The sequence below is a fragment of the Spiroplasma endosymbiont of Polydrusus cervinus genome (assembly GCF_964019755.1).
Taxonomy (GTDB): domain Bacteria; phylum Bacillota_I; class Bacilli_A; order Mycoplasmatales; family Mycoplasmataceae; genus Spiroplasma.
Genome location: NZ_OZ026469.1, coordinates 20,691 through 35,581, shown reverse-complemented (window position 1 = coordinate 35,581; position 14,891 = coordinate 20,691). Strand labels below are relative to the sequence as shown.

12 protein-coding genes and 1 pseudogene are annotated in these 14,891 nt (G+C 26.6%); 2 read left to right on the top strand and 11 right to left on the bottom strand.

What is annotated here, in order from left to right; genetic code table 4:
• Positions 1 to 33 precede the first annotated feature (33 nt).
• The 5 genes from AACK78_RS00170 to AACK78_RS00150 all read right to left on the bottom strand — a co-directional run bounded on the left by AACK78_RS00170 (position 34) and on the right by AACK78_RS00150 (position 8,940).
• Positions 34 to 948, bottom strand: coding sequence for an ABC transporter permease (locus AACK78_RS00170; RefSeq protein ID WP_338955455.1), 915 nt, complete (start codon positions 946 to 948; stop codon positions 34 to 36).
• On the bottom strand, positions 948 to 3,110 hold the full coding sequence (locus tag AACK78_RS00165; RefSeq protein ID WP_338955454.1) for an ABC transporter permease subunit: 2,163 nt from the start codon (positions 3,108 to 3,110) through the stop codon (positions 948 to 950). The genes AACK78_RS00170 and AACK78_RS00165 overlap by 1 nt, the downstream gene beginning before the upstream one ends.
• Positions 3,094 to 4,659, bottom strand: coding sequence for an ABC transporter ATP-binding protein (locus AACK78_RS00160; protein WP_338955452.1), 1,566 nt, complete (start codon positions 4,657 to 4,659; stop codon positions 3,094 to 3,096). Before AACK78_RS00160 ends, AACK78_RS00165 begins: the two co-directional genes overlap by 17 nt.
• A 637-nt stretch (positions 4,660 to 5,296) precedes the next feature.
• Positions 5,297 to 7,930: a hypothetical protein gene (locus tag AACK78_RS00155; protein ID WP_338955450.1), complete on the bottom strand. Its 2,634-nt coding sequence runs from the start codon at positions 7,928 to 7,930 to the stop codon at positions 5,297 to 5,299.
• A gap of 20 nt (positions 7,931 to 7,950) precedes the next feature.
• Positions 7,951 to 8,940, bottom strand: a complete 990-nt coding sequence (locus AACK78_RS00150) for a hypothetical protein (RefSeq protein WP_338955448.1) — start codon at positions 8,938 to 8,940, stop codon at positions 7,951 to 7,953.
• Positions 8,941 to 9,348: 408 nt separating this feature from the next.
• Here AACK78_RS00150 and deoD point away from each other — a divergent pair, with 408 nt between their 5' ends.
• Positions 9,349 to 10,080 (top strand): purine-nucleoside phosphorylase, encoded by a 732-nt coding sequence (gene deoD, locus AACK78_RS00145; RefSeq protein WP_338955446.1) that lies wholly within the window; start codon positions 9,349 to 9,351, stop codon positions 10,078 to 10,080.
• On the opposite strand, the gene AACK78_RS00140 is transcribed toward deoD, so the two are convergent.
• From AACK78_RS00140 to AACK78_RS00125, 5 genes and pseudogenes are all read right to left on the bottom strand, one after another.
• Positions 10,073 to 10,612: an L-threonylcarbamoyladenylate synthase gene (locus AACK78_RS00140; protein ID WP_338955445.1), complete on the bottom strand. Its 540-nt coding sequence runs from the start codon at positions 10,610 to 10,612 to the stop codon at positions 10,073 to 10,075. The two genes, deoD and AACK78_RS00140, sit on opposite strands and share 8 nt — an antisense overlap.
• Before the next feature lie 347 nt (positions 10,613 to 10,959).
• A complete protein-coding gene (locus tag AACK78_RS00135) occupies positions 10,960 to 11,520 on the bottom strand; it encodes a UPF0236 family transposase-like protein (protein ID WP_338955443.1) in 561 nt (186 codons plus the stop codon).
• Positions 11,521 to 11,764: 244 nt separating this feature from the next.
• Positions 11,765 to 12,361: a DDE-type integrase/transposase/recombinase gene (locus tag AACK78_RS00130; protein WP_338955441.1), complete on the bottom strand. Its 597-nt coding sequence runs from the start codon at positions 12,359 to 12,361 to the stop codon at positions 11,765 to 11,767.
• A gap of 21 nt (positions 12,362 to 12,382) precedes the next feature.
• Positions 12,383 to 12,448: pseudogene (locus AACK78_RS07065) on the bottom strand (hypothetical protein); the annotation flags it as partial.
• Between the two features lie 173 nt (positions 12,449 to 12,621).
• Positions 12,622 to 12,885 (bottom strand): hypothetical protein, encoded by a 264-nt coding sequence (locus tag AACK78_RS00125; protein WP_338954581.1) that lies wholly within the window; start codon positions 12,883 to 12,885, stop codon positions 12,622 to 12,624.
• Positions 12,886 to 12,972: 87 nt separating this feature from the next.
• On the opposite strand from AACK78_RS00125, the gene AACK78_RS00120 reads away from it, so the two are divergent.
• Positions 12,973 to 13,281 (top strand): hypothetical protein, encoded by a 309-nt coding sequence (locus AACK78_RS00120; protein ID WP_338955439.1) that lies wholly within the window; start codon positions 12,973 to 12,975, stop codon positions 13,279 to 13,281.
• Positions 13,282 to 13,316: 35 nt separating this feature from the next.
• Here AACK78_RS00120 and AACK78_RS00115 read toward each other — a convergent pair whose 3' ends face one another.
• On the bottom strand, positions 13,317 to 14,057 hold the full coding sequence (locus tag AACK78_RS00115; protein ID WP_338955437.1) for a DNA-methyltransferase: 741 nt from the start codon (positions 14,055 to 14,057) through the stop codon (positions 13,317 to 13,319).
• Positions 14,058 to 14,891 lie beyond the last annotated feature (834 nt).

The following is a 14,891-nucleotide window of genomic DNA, read 5'->3' as shown; positions in this document are numbered from 1 at the left end:
AATTAAAAATAAAAAACAACCAATGGTTGTTTTTTAACGTAAGGATTTGTCAAAAGGAATGCCGGATGCTTTGGGAACTTTCGAATATTTTGAAAAAGCAATCATTGTTATCAATGCTAAGACAAATGGAAGAATTTTCAATAATTGATTCGATGGTTCAGCAATATTTCAACCAGCAAAGCGTCATAATGTTCCTGCTAAAGCAATTAAGAAACTAAATAAAACGGCTCCTAATGTAATGTATTGAATTCGTCATTGTCCAAAAATCATGATTGCTAAGGCAATATATCCTTGTCCTTGAACATCACCACGAAATTGTCCTGAAACATAATGGGTAAACATTGCGCCAGCCAGGCCCGCTAAACATCCTGAAATAATCACGGCTTTATATCTTGTTCTAATCACATTAATTCCGACTGCATCAACCACATTTGGGTTTTCCCCACAGCCAACATAACGTATCCCCGTTTTGGTAAAGCGGAAGAAAACGAAGGTAAAGCCGGCTAAGACAATAGCAATAATTAGGAAAATATTAATAATTTTGTACGAATCAATTCCAATTGTACTAAAACCGGTTTGAATCATATTTCCCGCTGCTAAGGCGGGGGTACTTACAAAAAATAATCCTAATCCAGTTGCTAATAAATTTAAGGCTGTTCCCGAAATTACTTGTTGCGCTTTTAAAGTAATTGAACCTAAACCATGTAATAAGGCAAAAGTTCCCCCACTAATTGTGGCAACTAATAAAGCAATAATTTGCATTCCATTACCGTATTGAGATAATACTTTTCCTAATAAAGCATACACTAATGCCCCAATAATCATCATCCCGTCAATGGCAATATTAACAATTCCGGCTCGTTCAGAATATAAACCAGCCATCGCAGCAATTAATAATACGACAAAAAGGACTGAACCATTCGCAAATAATTGTGAAACTGCTTCCATTAATTTTTCCCTCCTTTTTGCATCATTTGATAAGCATTTTTTTGGCGAAGATATTCTGTTTTTAAGATTTTATTATCTTCCGAAACAGTATTTCTAATATGCGCTAATTTTTGATTTAATTCCTTTTTTCATTGTGGCATATTTGTTTTATTTTTTTCCCGCATTGCTTTATATTCAACATTAAACTGTTGTTTCATTTCTCTTAATTGTCTTTGTAAATTTTGTTTCAACATTATCACTTCTTTTTGGACCTTAGCATCCGCTTTAAACTGACGATTAATTATTCTTAATTGACATTTAAGGTCTTTTTTTATTTGGTGATTTTTCGCTTTAAACTGGCGCATTTCTTGTTGTTGACGACGTTTTAAAGCGTTAATTTCCTGATTTAATTTTTTTGTAACAACTGCTTCTTTTTTTTGCAACGTTTTAAAATTATTTAAATATTTTTGTTGAATTTCATTATAAACTGGATAATAACTTTCCCACAATTTTTTAATTGCTTCTTCTTGTTTTAAAACTAAATCACCATATTGGCTTTGCAAATGCGCTAATTTAACATATAAGTCTTTTTTTGGTAAATTATAAAATTGAGATAATTTTTGCTTAACTTGTCCTTTTGCTTTTCGCACTGCTTGATAGTAATTATTTTTAAAAAAACTAATTTCCTGTTTTTTTAGTAAATACTCATTTCTTACTTGGACAAAATAATCAAGCGCTGAGCCAAGGGCAATAAAAGTTGCTAAATCATACTTTTTTTTAATTCCTCGTTGGCCAATTTGTGCTGCTTCCTTATATTTTGAATTTTTAAAGAAACGAATTTCTGTTTTTAAAGTGGTAATTTTTCCAACATATAAAGTTAATTGATCGTCAATTTCATTACGGTAGGCTTTAATTGCTTCCTTATCACTGACTTTTTTTAATGCTTGAATTTTAATCCGATAGGCTTTATTTGTCGTTTTAATTTGTTTTTGATAATTTTTAATTTGATGGTGATATTCAGAATATTCCTGTTTTCATTCAGGGCGATGTTGAATATTTCATCAACGGCGTAATCAAAAGATTGGTTTAAAGTAAATAAACAAAGCAGAAACAGCAGTCATATAAATAATGATTCCAAAAATTAATTGCCCCATTTGTTTTGACATTTGAAAATCAGGTAGTTGGGTTGCTTGTAAAGCTGCTGTTTTAATAATTCCCCATAATAAGGCAATTGGTAAAATGGCAACCCCATTCGTAAACGCAACTAAGGCAACCGCAATCGCATCAAATCCAACAACCGGCAAAACATCAGTGGTAAATTGTAAGACGGTGGATTGGGTCATATAATATAACATTCCTAAAACACCCGCTAAGCTTCCTGATAAGGCCATTGAAATTATAGTATACGCTTTAACATTGGTTCCGGCATATAACGAAGCATTTTTTGATTTTCCAACCGCTTTAATGCGAAATCCTAGGACCGTATAATTCATAATAAAAATAATTATTCCTAATAATAACATCGCAATAATAAATGGAATAATTCATGTTTCACCATTCAACATTAAATTAAATTTTGGGGCAGTGGTTACAATATCAATTGTTGAATTCTGATTTGAATTCCACATCCCATAAGCTGGATTCATAAACATTCACTTCATGACATATCAAACAATTCAATTTCACATAATTGTGGACACTACTTCATGAATATTGAAATAAGCCTTTAAAGCCCCTGAAATCGCGGCTAAAGCGGCTCCAACAAGTATTGAAATAAATAAGGCTCCAACCATCCCAGCCCCTTGGCTAATTGTGGGATTCTTTAAACCTAAAACAATTGTCATACTCCCCGCTAGCAACATTTGGCCAGGGACTCCAATATTAAATAGGCCCGCTTTAAAACCAACTGCAACTGCTAATCCCGCAACAATATAAATTGCTCAATAAGTTAATGTTTGATCTTTCAATAAAGGGTGAAAAGCTAATTGAAAAACATAATTAAAAAATAATAATGGATCTGACGCATTTGCCCCAATGATGATAAAACTAAGAAGTGCTCCAGCAATAATGGCGCAAATTGATGCTTTAAAATAATTCATTTTAGTTTTAAATTCATTGGAACGAAAGAAAATTTTTGTTTTTTGATTTAACAATCACCCATAATTTTTAATTTGTGTTTGCATTAATTTTTATTCCTTTCTGTTGATATCTTCCGGCCATCATTAAACCTATTTCTTCTCGTTTAACTTTATTTCCAGCAACCTCACCAGTAATGCGACCATTATGTAAAACAACAATGCGATCTGCTAAACTCATAATTTCTTCTAGTTCATATGAAACTAATAACACCGTTTTCCCTTGTGCTTTTTCTTTTAAAATTTTATTATGAATATATTCAATTGCCCCAACATCTAATCCCCTCGTTGGTTGAACAACAACTAAAATATTATGTTGACGCGATAATTCCCGACCAATAATTAATTTTTGTTGGTTACCCCCCGATAAACTTCGGGTAATCGAAAATCCAGAATTTGCGCCACGGACATCATATTTACTAATAATCTGTTGAGCATATAATTGGATTGCTCCTTTATCTAATAAACCAAATCTTGAAAATGGTTTTTGATTAATATTTTGTAAAACAACATTATCAATGGCATTAAATTCTAAAACTAAACCATGCTTATGACGATCTTCTGGAATATGTGACATACCATTTTGATAGCGTTCATAAATGCTTTTCTTTGTGACATTAATGTCATTAAAAATTATCTCCCCCGATGTCCCCTTATCTAATCCAGTTAAGACATTAATTAACTCTGTTTGGCCATTTCCTTCAACTCCTGCAATTGCAACAACTTCTCCGGCATGGACAGTTAAATTAAAGTCATCTAACGCCATTAAACGTGTTAATCCTTTTTTCTTAACAGATAAGTTTTCAATTTTCAATAATACTTCTGGTTGGGGTGCTCGACCAGAATTTTTAATTTCAACTAAATTACGACCAACCATTGCTTCAGCAATTTCTTTTTCGTTCTTAACTTGTACATCAAAAGTTTCAATAACTTTTCCGCGGCGAATAACAGTTGCTCAATCAGCAATTTTTTTAACTTCATCTAATTTATGGGAAATAAAAATAATAGTTTTTCCGTCCTTTTTTAAATCTAACATAATTTTTAATAAACTTTCAATTTCTTGTGGAGTTAAAACAGCGGTTGGCTCATCAAAAACTAAAATATCCGCTCCCCGATATAAAATCTTCAAAATTTCAACGCGTTGTTGCATTCCAACAGAAATATTGGCAATTTTAGCATGAAAATCTACTTGTAAATTATATTTAATTGCAATTTGTGCAATATCACGGGCTTCTTTTGTTCGATCTAAAAATACATTACCTTTTAGTTGTTCATATCCTAAGGCAATGTTGTCTAAAACAGTAAAAATATCAACTAGTTTAAAATGTTGATGAACCATCCCAATTCCTAGTTGATTGGCTTTAATTGGATTACTAATGTATTCTGGTTTCCCATTAACAAGAATTTCCCCCTTTGTTGGTTCATACAAACCAAATAGAATACTCATTAATGTTGATTTTCCGGCCCCATTTTCTCCAATTAAAGCATGAATTTCCCCCTTTTTAACTTTTAAAGTAATATTATCATTTGCAATTAAATCACCAAAAACCTTGGTAATCTTATTCATTTCAATTACATACTCATTATTGTTTTCCATATTATGTCCTTTCTTCTATAAAAGCTGCTTCAATTGCTTTTAAAATATAAGCTTTCAAGATATCAATGCTTTTATACGTATTTGATAATGTTGTTGTGAAGGCTTTTTCTGCGACTGGTGGTATTGGGAAAATTCCATGTATACTGTAAAAGTAAATCATAAAAAGTTAATAAAATTATAACAAATTAAAAATAAAAAACAATAATCACAAAAAATATTAAATTAAAAATACTGTGGAATGCCCCCTATATAGTAGACACAAAAATAAAAACATTTGTGTAAACTAGAAATGGGGTGCATTTTATTATGAAAAAAATTCATAAAAGTGTAAATTGTAAATACCAAATCATAAAAAGTTAACTATTAACTTAGTTAACTTTTTTAAGTTAATTATAGGAGGTTGAAATTATGCAAATAAAGCACTATTTAATTTTGCGGTCGTTAGTAAAAAAGTATGGTAAAGATATTGTTATTAATACTGTCAATAAGATTGCAAATGATATTGAAATTAAAAAGTAAAGAATAAATTATCCCGCTTAATTTACAATCTTTAATTAACTTTCAATTACTTCCAACTGGTGGTTGTTGTGGTTTGGGTTCTGGTTTATTACTCGCCGTTTTCACTATTATTTGGTATTTACAATTTACAACAAAATGAACAATTCGCTTCGAAAGAAATATCTTGTTTAGTGTATTTTGAAATACTATGTAAATTAAGATGGTTATAATCAACAAATTGACTACTATTTCCTGTTATCCCGTCTTGGTAAGAGCGGCTATTTTTAGTACGATAATAATTCCCTAAACTATACGAAATATCTTCCGAATTAACAGTCCTCCCATATGTATTTGAATATCCTTTTTTATTATATAAATTATAACGTGTTGATGTTAAGTTAATATCATTAATGTGTCGATAAAATTGGTCAATTGGCACAACGCCATGATGTTTAATGTGTTTTTTCGTTTCTACATCTTTAATTTTTTTGGCAATATCAGTTGTTTTTGTTTCTAATGTTTCAACCTTTATCGTTAGGTTTTTTAAATGCTCTTGCATTTCTCCTAATGTTTTAGTATAAACTGTATGCAAATCAATTGAATTTTTAATTAATTCTTCAATTTTTTCAAAACGAAACTCAAAATTATTTAAAAGGGGTTGTTGTGACAATGGTTTTTTATTTTCTACCGCTACCGAACGCTTAACTTCAGGTTCTTGGCTTGGTTCTGGCTGTTCTTTATCAAAACATTCAATTACTTCATCATCGAGGTTTGAAAAATCACCATTCATAATTTTATCATCTAATTCATCTAAGCTATATGATATTTCTTCTTTTAAAACTGGTTTAATTTTTGATTGTAAGACAGTAATTGTTTCATTCGGAACGTCATTATTTAATGTTTGATCTTGATAATTTTCTTCGTTATCTGCTAATTCCTCCTCAATGATTGTATTAATAAAATCGGCTTTAACTAGAATTGGTGTTACTGTCACTAATTGTTCAGATGCTAATTCTAAATTAATTGCATCGGCTTTAATTTCATTATCTGACACAAAGTTAAATTCAGGTTTTATTTCTTCTTCTTTTTCTGCACTCAAATCTGCAGGTTCTGTGGTTATTGCCTCTACTGAAAATAATTCGAAAGATTCTTTTGCAGGTTCACTATTTTCAACAGGTTCTGTTTCATCAATATGATGATCTTCGCTTGCAATCGCATCAACATCTTCACCTTGGAAATCATCTAATCCTTCTAATTCATTAAAAGGATAATCAGGATAATTAGTTGGTATATGATTTGATCCCGTTTCAATATCATCAAATGATTGAATATCGGGTAATAATTCCCCTTTTAACTTATCAATATTATGATCAGATGGAATAAAAGTAATTCCTGTTTGTTGCGGTGCTTGTTTTGTTATTTTAATATCGTTATGCATAATTTCTATTTCTTTTTTTACTTTATCATTATTTATAACATTAGTAATGTTGTCATCCATGATATCATTAATCATTTTACCATCTGTTTCTAAAAAATGATTATTAAAAAAATCAACAGTTGTTTTTGAATTATCCCCAAAGATTTCCGAAATTCGCATTAATTTTAAATCATGTTCTTCCCCTAGGTTTAATTTTTTAACTAATTTAGTTGGTGCTTCAGTTCCCTGAACTTCTTCTTCAACCATTTTTTTAATATTAAGAGCTTGTTGGTACATTTCATTTCACTTATTGTAAAGTTTTTTTTGTTTTTTTGTCATTACTTTTTCTGATGTTAATGACAAATTAAAGATGTCATCATCTAAATAAGAAAAGGTTGACATTTCATCTACTGATGTATCAATTACTGGCATAGTAGAAACTAGCATTGGTTCAATTTTTGGTTTATTTAAAGCAATTGGTTCTAATGCTTCCCCATTAGTAAATGGTGCTTCTGATTCTTCTACCCTACTATTTTCAATTATTTCCATTCCTGCTGTTGCTAATTCTGGTTCAACAACTGGTACTTTTCGTGGCTTTGTCATAGTTTGGGTCATATCATTAATTAAATTTGCTAATTCATTTTCATCAACATCATTTTTTTTAGCATTAAATAAATCATTTAAATCATTTGATGAAAAAAATGAATTTGATTTTTGGCCAGATAATTTTTTATTATCATCCTCTTTTGCGTAATCATTGCTTTTGAAATTTTTTGTGGTTTCTTTGATCCCTGCGATAGTCGCGTCAACTTCCAAAGTTGCGCTTCCGTGATACTTTCCCTCTTTATTTACCTCTTTTTCCAGTTTTTTATCTTGGTTGTAAATAACAATCATATTTCGTTCTTCCACAAAATTTTGTAAAGACTCAACATCAAATAATGATAATTCAATAAATAATAAACCAATAAACATTAATGCCGCTAGAATTAATACAGCTACTTTTCCATAAATTAAAGCAGCAATAATTAAGGTAATAAAAATCATTTTAATATATGGTTTAGTAATTAATTGTCCTTTTCGAACACGATGAAGTTGAAACGATACTAATATAATAATGAATAATGCCACAAAAATTGTTAAAGCAATAATTGTATATGTTCAGATATTACCTGTTAAATGATTTAAAATTTGTTCTTGTTTAAATATTGATGTTTGAAAAATATCATTTATTGATTTTAAAATTGATGGAAGCGCAACACTCTGGATCACAAGAAGATTTAAAATAGCAGTGACGATTTGGAATATTGCACCAAATATAATTAGACTTCAACCTAAGGTTACTAAAAATACAAACATTTTAATTATCCTCCTCTATTTTACTTTTTACCACGCATAGATCAATAATCAAATCCAATTGTTTCATCATCCTCTTCTTCACTAGCGGTAGTAAAACCGGTCATTGGACGATAAGAATCATCTTCTCCTTTTATTGCTTCTTTCGTAGCGACATCTTCTTCGTTTTTAATGATATAGCGTTTATGATAAACATTTACTTCATGTGCTATTAATTGATCTGTTGCATAATTTCCGTATATTTGTTTTACATAAGTTTCAATTAAGAGGGGGTTTAACCCAACAATAAATTTAAATTGTAAAATTCCTTTAAAAATAACTTGTACTAAACTAAAGATTTGTTTAAACTTCACATATCCTACTAAATCAATATTATTAAAAATGATTACAATATTTTCTGTGATGTCATAAGCACGTAAAATTTCTTCAAATTCTTTATGAATATACTCTAATGGATCATCAAATTCTAGTTCATTAATAATTACAATTGAATTAGAATCATTAATTTGGTCCGATACTTCACTTTGTTTTAAAGTTCTTGCAAATAATTTAACACGATCCCATAAAATTTTTTTATCTTCTAAACTAACCTTTGGTAATCCTTTAATAATTTTTTTTAATAAAAATAAAAAGGGCGAAGCATATAATTCAATACGTAATAAATCAATATTAACAAGTGGCATTGAAAAAAATGAAGTAGCAATATCAGACATTGAATCACAATTTCGTTTATCAATAGCTGTTAAGAAAAATTGCATTTCATTATTTTTTTCTTTAAATATTTTCATTAAATCACGAATAATTTCAAAACTTGATAATGTAATTCCATCAATCTTAAGTTCTTCAGTTTTAATATTATGATTATTATTTAAAAAATCTCCTGCCAGATCTCCTTCTTCATTATTACCTTGTAATAAATTCATATTTCGCCTATTACTTTTCATGTTTATTGTATTTGGTTCATCATTGTTTAATTTTAAATTTTTCATTCTTTCGAATGGATTAATGTACATTGTTTAGCCCTCCTGCATCATTTTTCATATTTAAATTATATCATATTTCTAAAAAAACTAATAAAAAAATTGCATTTCATAATGCAATTTGATATCATGTTATTCTTTTCTAAAATTACTCTTCATCTTCTTTTTTTTAAATCGACCAGTTCTTCTTCTAACAGTATACTGTAAAACTAAATCATAAAAAGTTAATAAAATTATAACAAATTAAAAATAAAAAACAATAATCCAATGGAATGCCCCCCTATATAGTAGACACAAAAATAAAAACATTTGTGTAAACTAGAAATGGGGGGCATTCCATTGGATTATTGTTTTTTATTTTTAATTTGTTATAATTTTATTAACTTTTTATGATTTATTTTTACAGTATACAAAGATAGAAAATGTTAAGAGGGAATTAAAATGACACCACATATTAATGCCAAAAAAGAAGATATTGCACCAACAGTTTTAATGCCCGGTGATCCGCTAAGAGCAAAATTTATTGCGGAAACCTTTTTAGAAAATGTAAAATTAGTAAATGAGATTCGTAATATGTATATGTATACAGGAACTTATAAGAATAAGACAATTACCATTGCTGGTAGTGGGATGGGATGTCCTAGTATTGGAATTTATTCATATGAGTTATTTAAATTTTATAATGTTGATAATATTATTCGGATTGGTTCAGCTGGGAGTTATGATGCAACATTAAATATTTATGATATTGTCAATGTGACAGGCGCTTATGGCGAAAATAATTATGCTAAAATTGTAGCCGGCATTGATGATAAAGTGTTAAGTTCTTCACCACATCTTTTTGAAACAATTGAAGCAGTGGCAAAAGCACAACAAATTAAAACTTTACCAGGGATCGTTCATTCATCAGATGTCTTTTATCAGAAAGACGAGGATGAATGAAAAAAAATTAAAGCTGAATATAATGCTATTTGTGTTGAAATGGAAGCATTTGCCTTATTTGCCAATGCTTTAGCTTTAAAAAAACAAGCCGCAACATTATTAACAATTTCTGATTCATTTATTACAGGTGATATTACAACTGCTGCGGAACGACAAAATAATTTTTGCCAAATGGTCGAGTTAGCATTAGAAAGTACGCTTAAATTATACAATTTCTGTCTTCCTATCTAATAAATTCTTTCGTTAAAGAATTATAAATTTTTGAAGAACGGTTATCTAAATAACCAGCGTCAACAATGATATCAACATCAAATTTTTGAAGATCATTAAATTCTTTTGCATAATGCTGTCCACTAATATTTACACTTGTCCCATAAATTGGACCAACTTTATTAATAATTTTTTTCAATCACTTGGACTTTGTAATTCTAATGCCAATTGTATTATCTTCAGTAATATTATAAAGCTTATTAATATCTTCCTTTATGTTACCTATTATAGTAATAGTCTCATTCTTTTTGAAAAATTTTAAATCTTCTCGTGGCAAATCAATGAAATTCTTTGCCATACGAACTGAACTAACAATAACTGATAAATATATTTTTTCTGATCGTCCTTTAACTTTAAAAATTCTTGCTTTTGCCGAAGTTGAACTAATAATGCATGTCATTCCATAAATAGTATCGGTCGGAACAATAATAACTTTCTCTGCCAAATAAGCAAGCATAATCTCTTTGTAATCTTTTACAGTATATACTTTCATAATATGACTAGACTCCTTTCTTCTTAAATTTTTTAATTTGTTATAATTTTATTAACTTTTTATGATTTAGTTTTACAGTATACAAAAGTCGACATAAATATGGTCCAACTTATTGTAACCTATCCATTCTGATTAATATTATCATTTAATAATCATTCTAATTTAAAGGTTGTATGTATTATTTAAGGGTTTTAATTAATATCTTAGAAATTGTGGAATAATATACCACTTACTTACTTAAATTGTATTACTTTTAATTTTATTGTCAATATATTTTTTCATTATTTTTAAATTTTTCCACGACAAAAATACATGTTTATTAAAGTTATTTAATTTATTAGATAAAATTAATAAAAATATAAGTTTGATTGTAAATTATTATTTACAAAATTATTAACTGAATAATTAATTCTATTTTCTTCTAATGGTTCATTAGTATTAAATAAACTAATTTTATTTTTAAAATTCATCATACTAGTATTTAATTTATTTTTAAGAGTTTTTTCATGATAAGTTGCTTTTTTAACCGAAACACCCTTACAGTAATGTGATATATCACCCTCAATATGACAACCAATATTATTTCATAATGTTTGATTTCTGACACCTTCTTCATTATTTTTAATTAATCTAATTGTCTCTTTTAAGAATTTCATTTTTGATTCTTTTATAAAATAAGCACTGTTTTCTAAGCATTCTAATAATTCTTCATATTTAGCATTAAAAAAATAATCAACTGATTTATGATATGTTTCTTTATTTTGTTTGTTTTTACTTTGAAAGGGAAATAATTTTTTAAATCTACTTGTAAGATGAAATTTATCTATCGTGTAATGTACTTTATTTTTAGGGAAATATTCTTGAATAAATTTTGCAATATTTTTAATTCAAGTTGCACCATCACCCAACCCAATACCATAATTTCAATATTATCATTAATATCATAATAACTTGTAATTAATGTAAGTAATTTAGTAACAAAATTAGTTAATTTACTATTTTTTTTAATATATTATGGAATATTATCTAGTTCTATAATACCTAATTTATCTTTAATTACAGGTCTTTTTTCAGTTGATTTTTCTTCATCAAAACCAGTATGAACAGTTGAAAATAGACTGCACCCCGTTTAGTAAGTATTAATAAAAAGGTTTACAAACTTTCATTTATTATATATTTTTCTTTTTGGTTTGAATATCATTTATTTCATTTTTTAACATCATTAATATATTCATTATGAGATTTATAATTTTTATTATGGATTGTTCCTTTTTTAAGTAATGAATGAAAACTATCAATAATAATGTTGTCTGCACAATGATAATTTTTACCCATTGAAATTATAATTTTGTTATCTAAACATTTACTATTATAATCTTTAGATGTATATTGATATCCGTGATCTGAATGAATTATTATTTTATTTAAATCTTTTTTTATTTTTTTAATTTTATTAATTGCATCATTTAAATTATCAATTACAAGTTTGTTATTATTAAATTTTGATCATTTTACATCAATAATTTCTTTAGTATATCCATCAAGTATTGTTGATTGATAATGTTTTTTACCATTTCAAATTAAATAAGTTACATCAGTAAATAAAATTGAAAATCTTTCTTTAATATCATTAAAATTACGATTTACTAAATCAGGATATTTAATTATATTTTTATTTCTATTTTGTTTTATTAATATTTTTCTACGCATACGCTTTACATATTCAGCTTGAATATTATTTTCTTTCATAATTCGCAATACTTTCTTAGCATTATAAACAATGCCATAATCTTCTTTTAAATATTTGGTAATTCGACGATAACCAAATTGTTTTAAATTTTCTTCATAGACTTTTACAATATTTTTTAATGATTCGCTATCCTTACCATTACTTGAATAATTTTTATATTTATCTCAATAACTACGCTTTAAATCTGTTATATCAAGTAATAAATTTAGTGGATATTTATTAATGTTTTCTTTGATAAAAGATACAATTTTTCTTTTATTTAATTGTAAAAGTCATGAAGCTTTTTTAGTAATTCATACCTAACTTTGTAATAGTTTAAATCTCTTTTTTCAAATGATTCTTTTGGACCTTTATTGGTGTTTAAAATTCCTTTCTTAAAATTTTCATACCATGAAGCAACAGTTTTTTTATTAATTTGATATTTTTTTGCAATAAAACTTATACTATTATTTTTAACCTCTTGTACTATTATTTTTCGAAAATATGCTGTATATTTATTAAATTTTTGTCCTTTTCTTGCCATATAAAAATGCACCTCCTCTAAAGTTTAGCAAAGACTTTTTTTCTTTACTTACTTTTTTGGGTGCAGTCTATCGGAAGATAAATAATTATGTTTGATAATAAAATAAGAATAATTTTAATAATATGATTTATTTTTATTCAATTAATTAGTTTAATTAAAATGGCCAATAAACCCCTACCAATATTTCAGCATAATGATCCCAAAGTAAAGCCTCATAATGTTAAATCTGATAGAAAATGTCCCATAAATCCAATTAACAAACATCAATATCAATTTAAAATAAATCCGCTTATAAAATTGGGGATTAAAAATAATGGAATTGATGTTCTTGGAATAATTTGTATTCGCATTACTTGTGATAATACAACCATCGTGGCAATTAAAATTGCCACATAATTTATTTTTTTAATTAATTAAAAGTTATTCATTTTTTAAAAATTTAATTTAAGTTCTATTTTATTTAATCGTTTTTGTATAATTGCAAAGTAATTATTATTTATTTCACAACCTAGTCATTTTCGATTTAATTGTTCACAAGCATATGCGGTTGTACCACTTCCCATAAAAGGATCTAAAATTATATCATTTTCTTTGCTATGTTTTTTAATCAAATCGCCAAATATATTTAATGGTTTTTCTGTTGGGTGTTCTGTTTTTTTATAAGATGAACCTATTGGGTTTTTAAATATTGTTTTTTTATTTTCATAGTTTTTTATATAGTTTGGTATTGGATCTTTTTTAGAATAAATAATCATACAATATTCTTTATCTTGAAAAATAAAATTCTTAGTTGGCATTGGATTTGTTTTTTCTCAAAAATAAAAATCAAAATTCATATTATTTTTATAAACTCAATCTAAGTAATTTTTAATTTGTCTTCTGTTCATTCAAATTAACATAAATTTATTTTTTGAAATTCTATAAAATTCATCTAAATAAGTATTTATATCAAATGAATTATGTAAATTATTATCATAGATAGCATTAATATATTTATTTATACTTTTTGATATTTCGCTGGAATTTATTTGTTCTTTTTTCCTTGTTGGTAAATCATATAAATAAGGTGGATCAGTTAATATTAAATCAATGCTATCATTTTCTAATGTTTTGACAAAAGATAAAGCATCATTATTTATTAACTTACCTAAATTAGTCTTAAATTCTTTCATTAAATTATCATCTTATTTTTTATTTAACTAAAATTATTAAATATTTTTTTAACATTATTTTTTATATATAATTTTAAGATATGTTTATCAAAAATATTTAATTTAATATATTTATATTGTTTATTTATTATAGAGATTGAAATAAATATATTATTAATACTTTTTTACTTACTTTTACTCTAATTTATTTATTAACAAATATATTAATTTTGTTATTAACTAATTATTTATGAGAGAGAGTGAGAGAAATATTAATATTTTATTTTTTATCTCTTTATCTCTCTGTCTTTTAAATAAATATATTAAATATATAGTAAAAATAAATTTTGGCACATTTAAAATATGCAAAATAGTAAAAATTGGCACACTGAAAAATAATATTAAGTTTTCAAAGATCGTATATTAAATATTAATTTTTTAATAAATAATTAAGTGTGCCAATAGAAATTAATATAAATGGAACAGAGAAAAGACAACACCTTAAATTAGGAGAAAAAACAGGTATATTTTTTATAAAGACTTCTAAGATATTTAATAAATGTGCAAACAACTTAAAGAGGACATCAAAAAGTTGCTATAAAGTTTTTTATTTTATAAATAAGATGCTGTCTTTTCTCTGTTTCAATTAAATTAATCTATAATTATGGTTTTATAAATAAATAAACCATTTTAGTAAATGGTTTATTATTCTTATTCAATTTCTTAGTTTTTTTTCAAAACCCTTCTTTTTTCCATGCGACCAATAAATAATACTACTAAAAAAGAAATACTAATAATGCGAGTTCTTTTAATATCTTTAACTTTACTTTCCATATCTACACCTCACACTTAAGT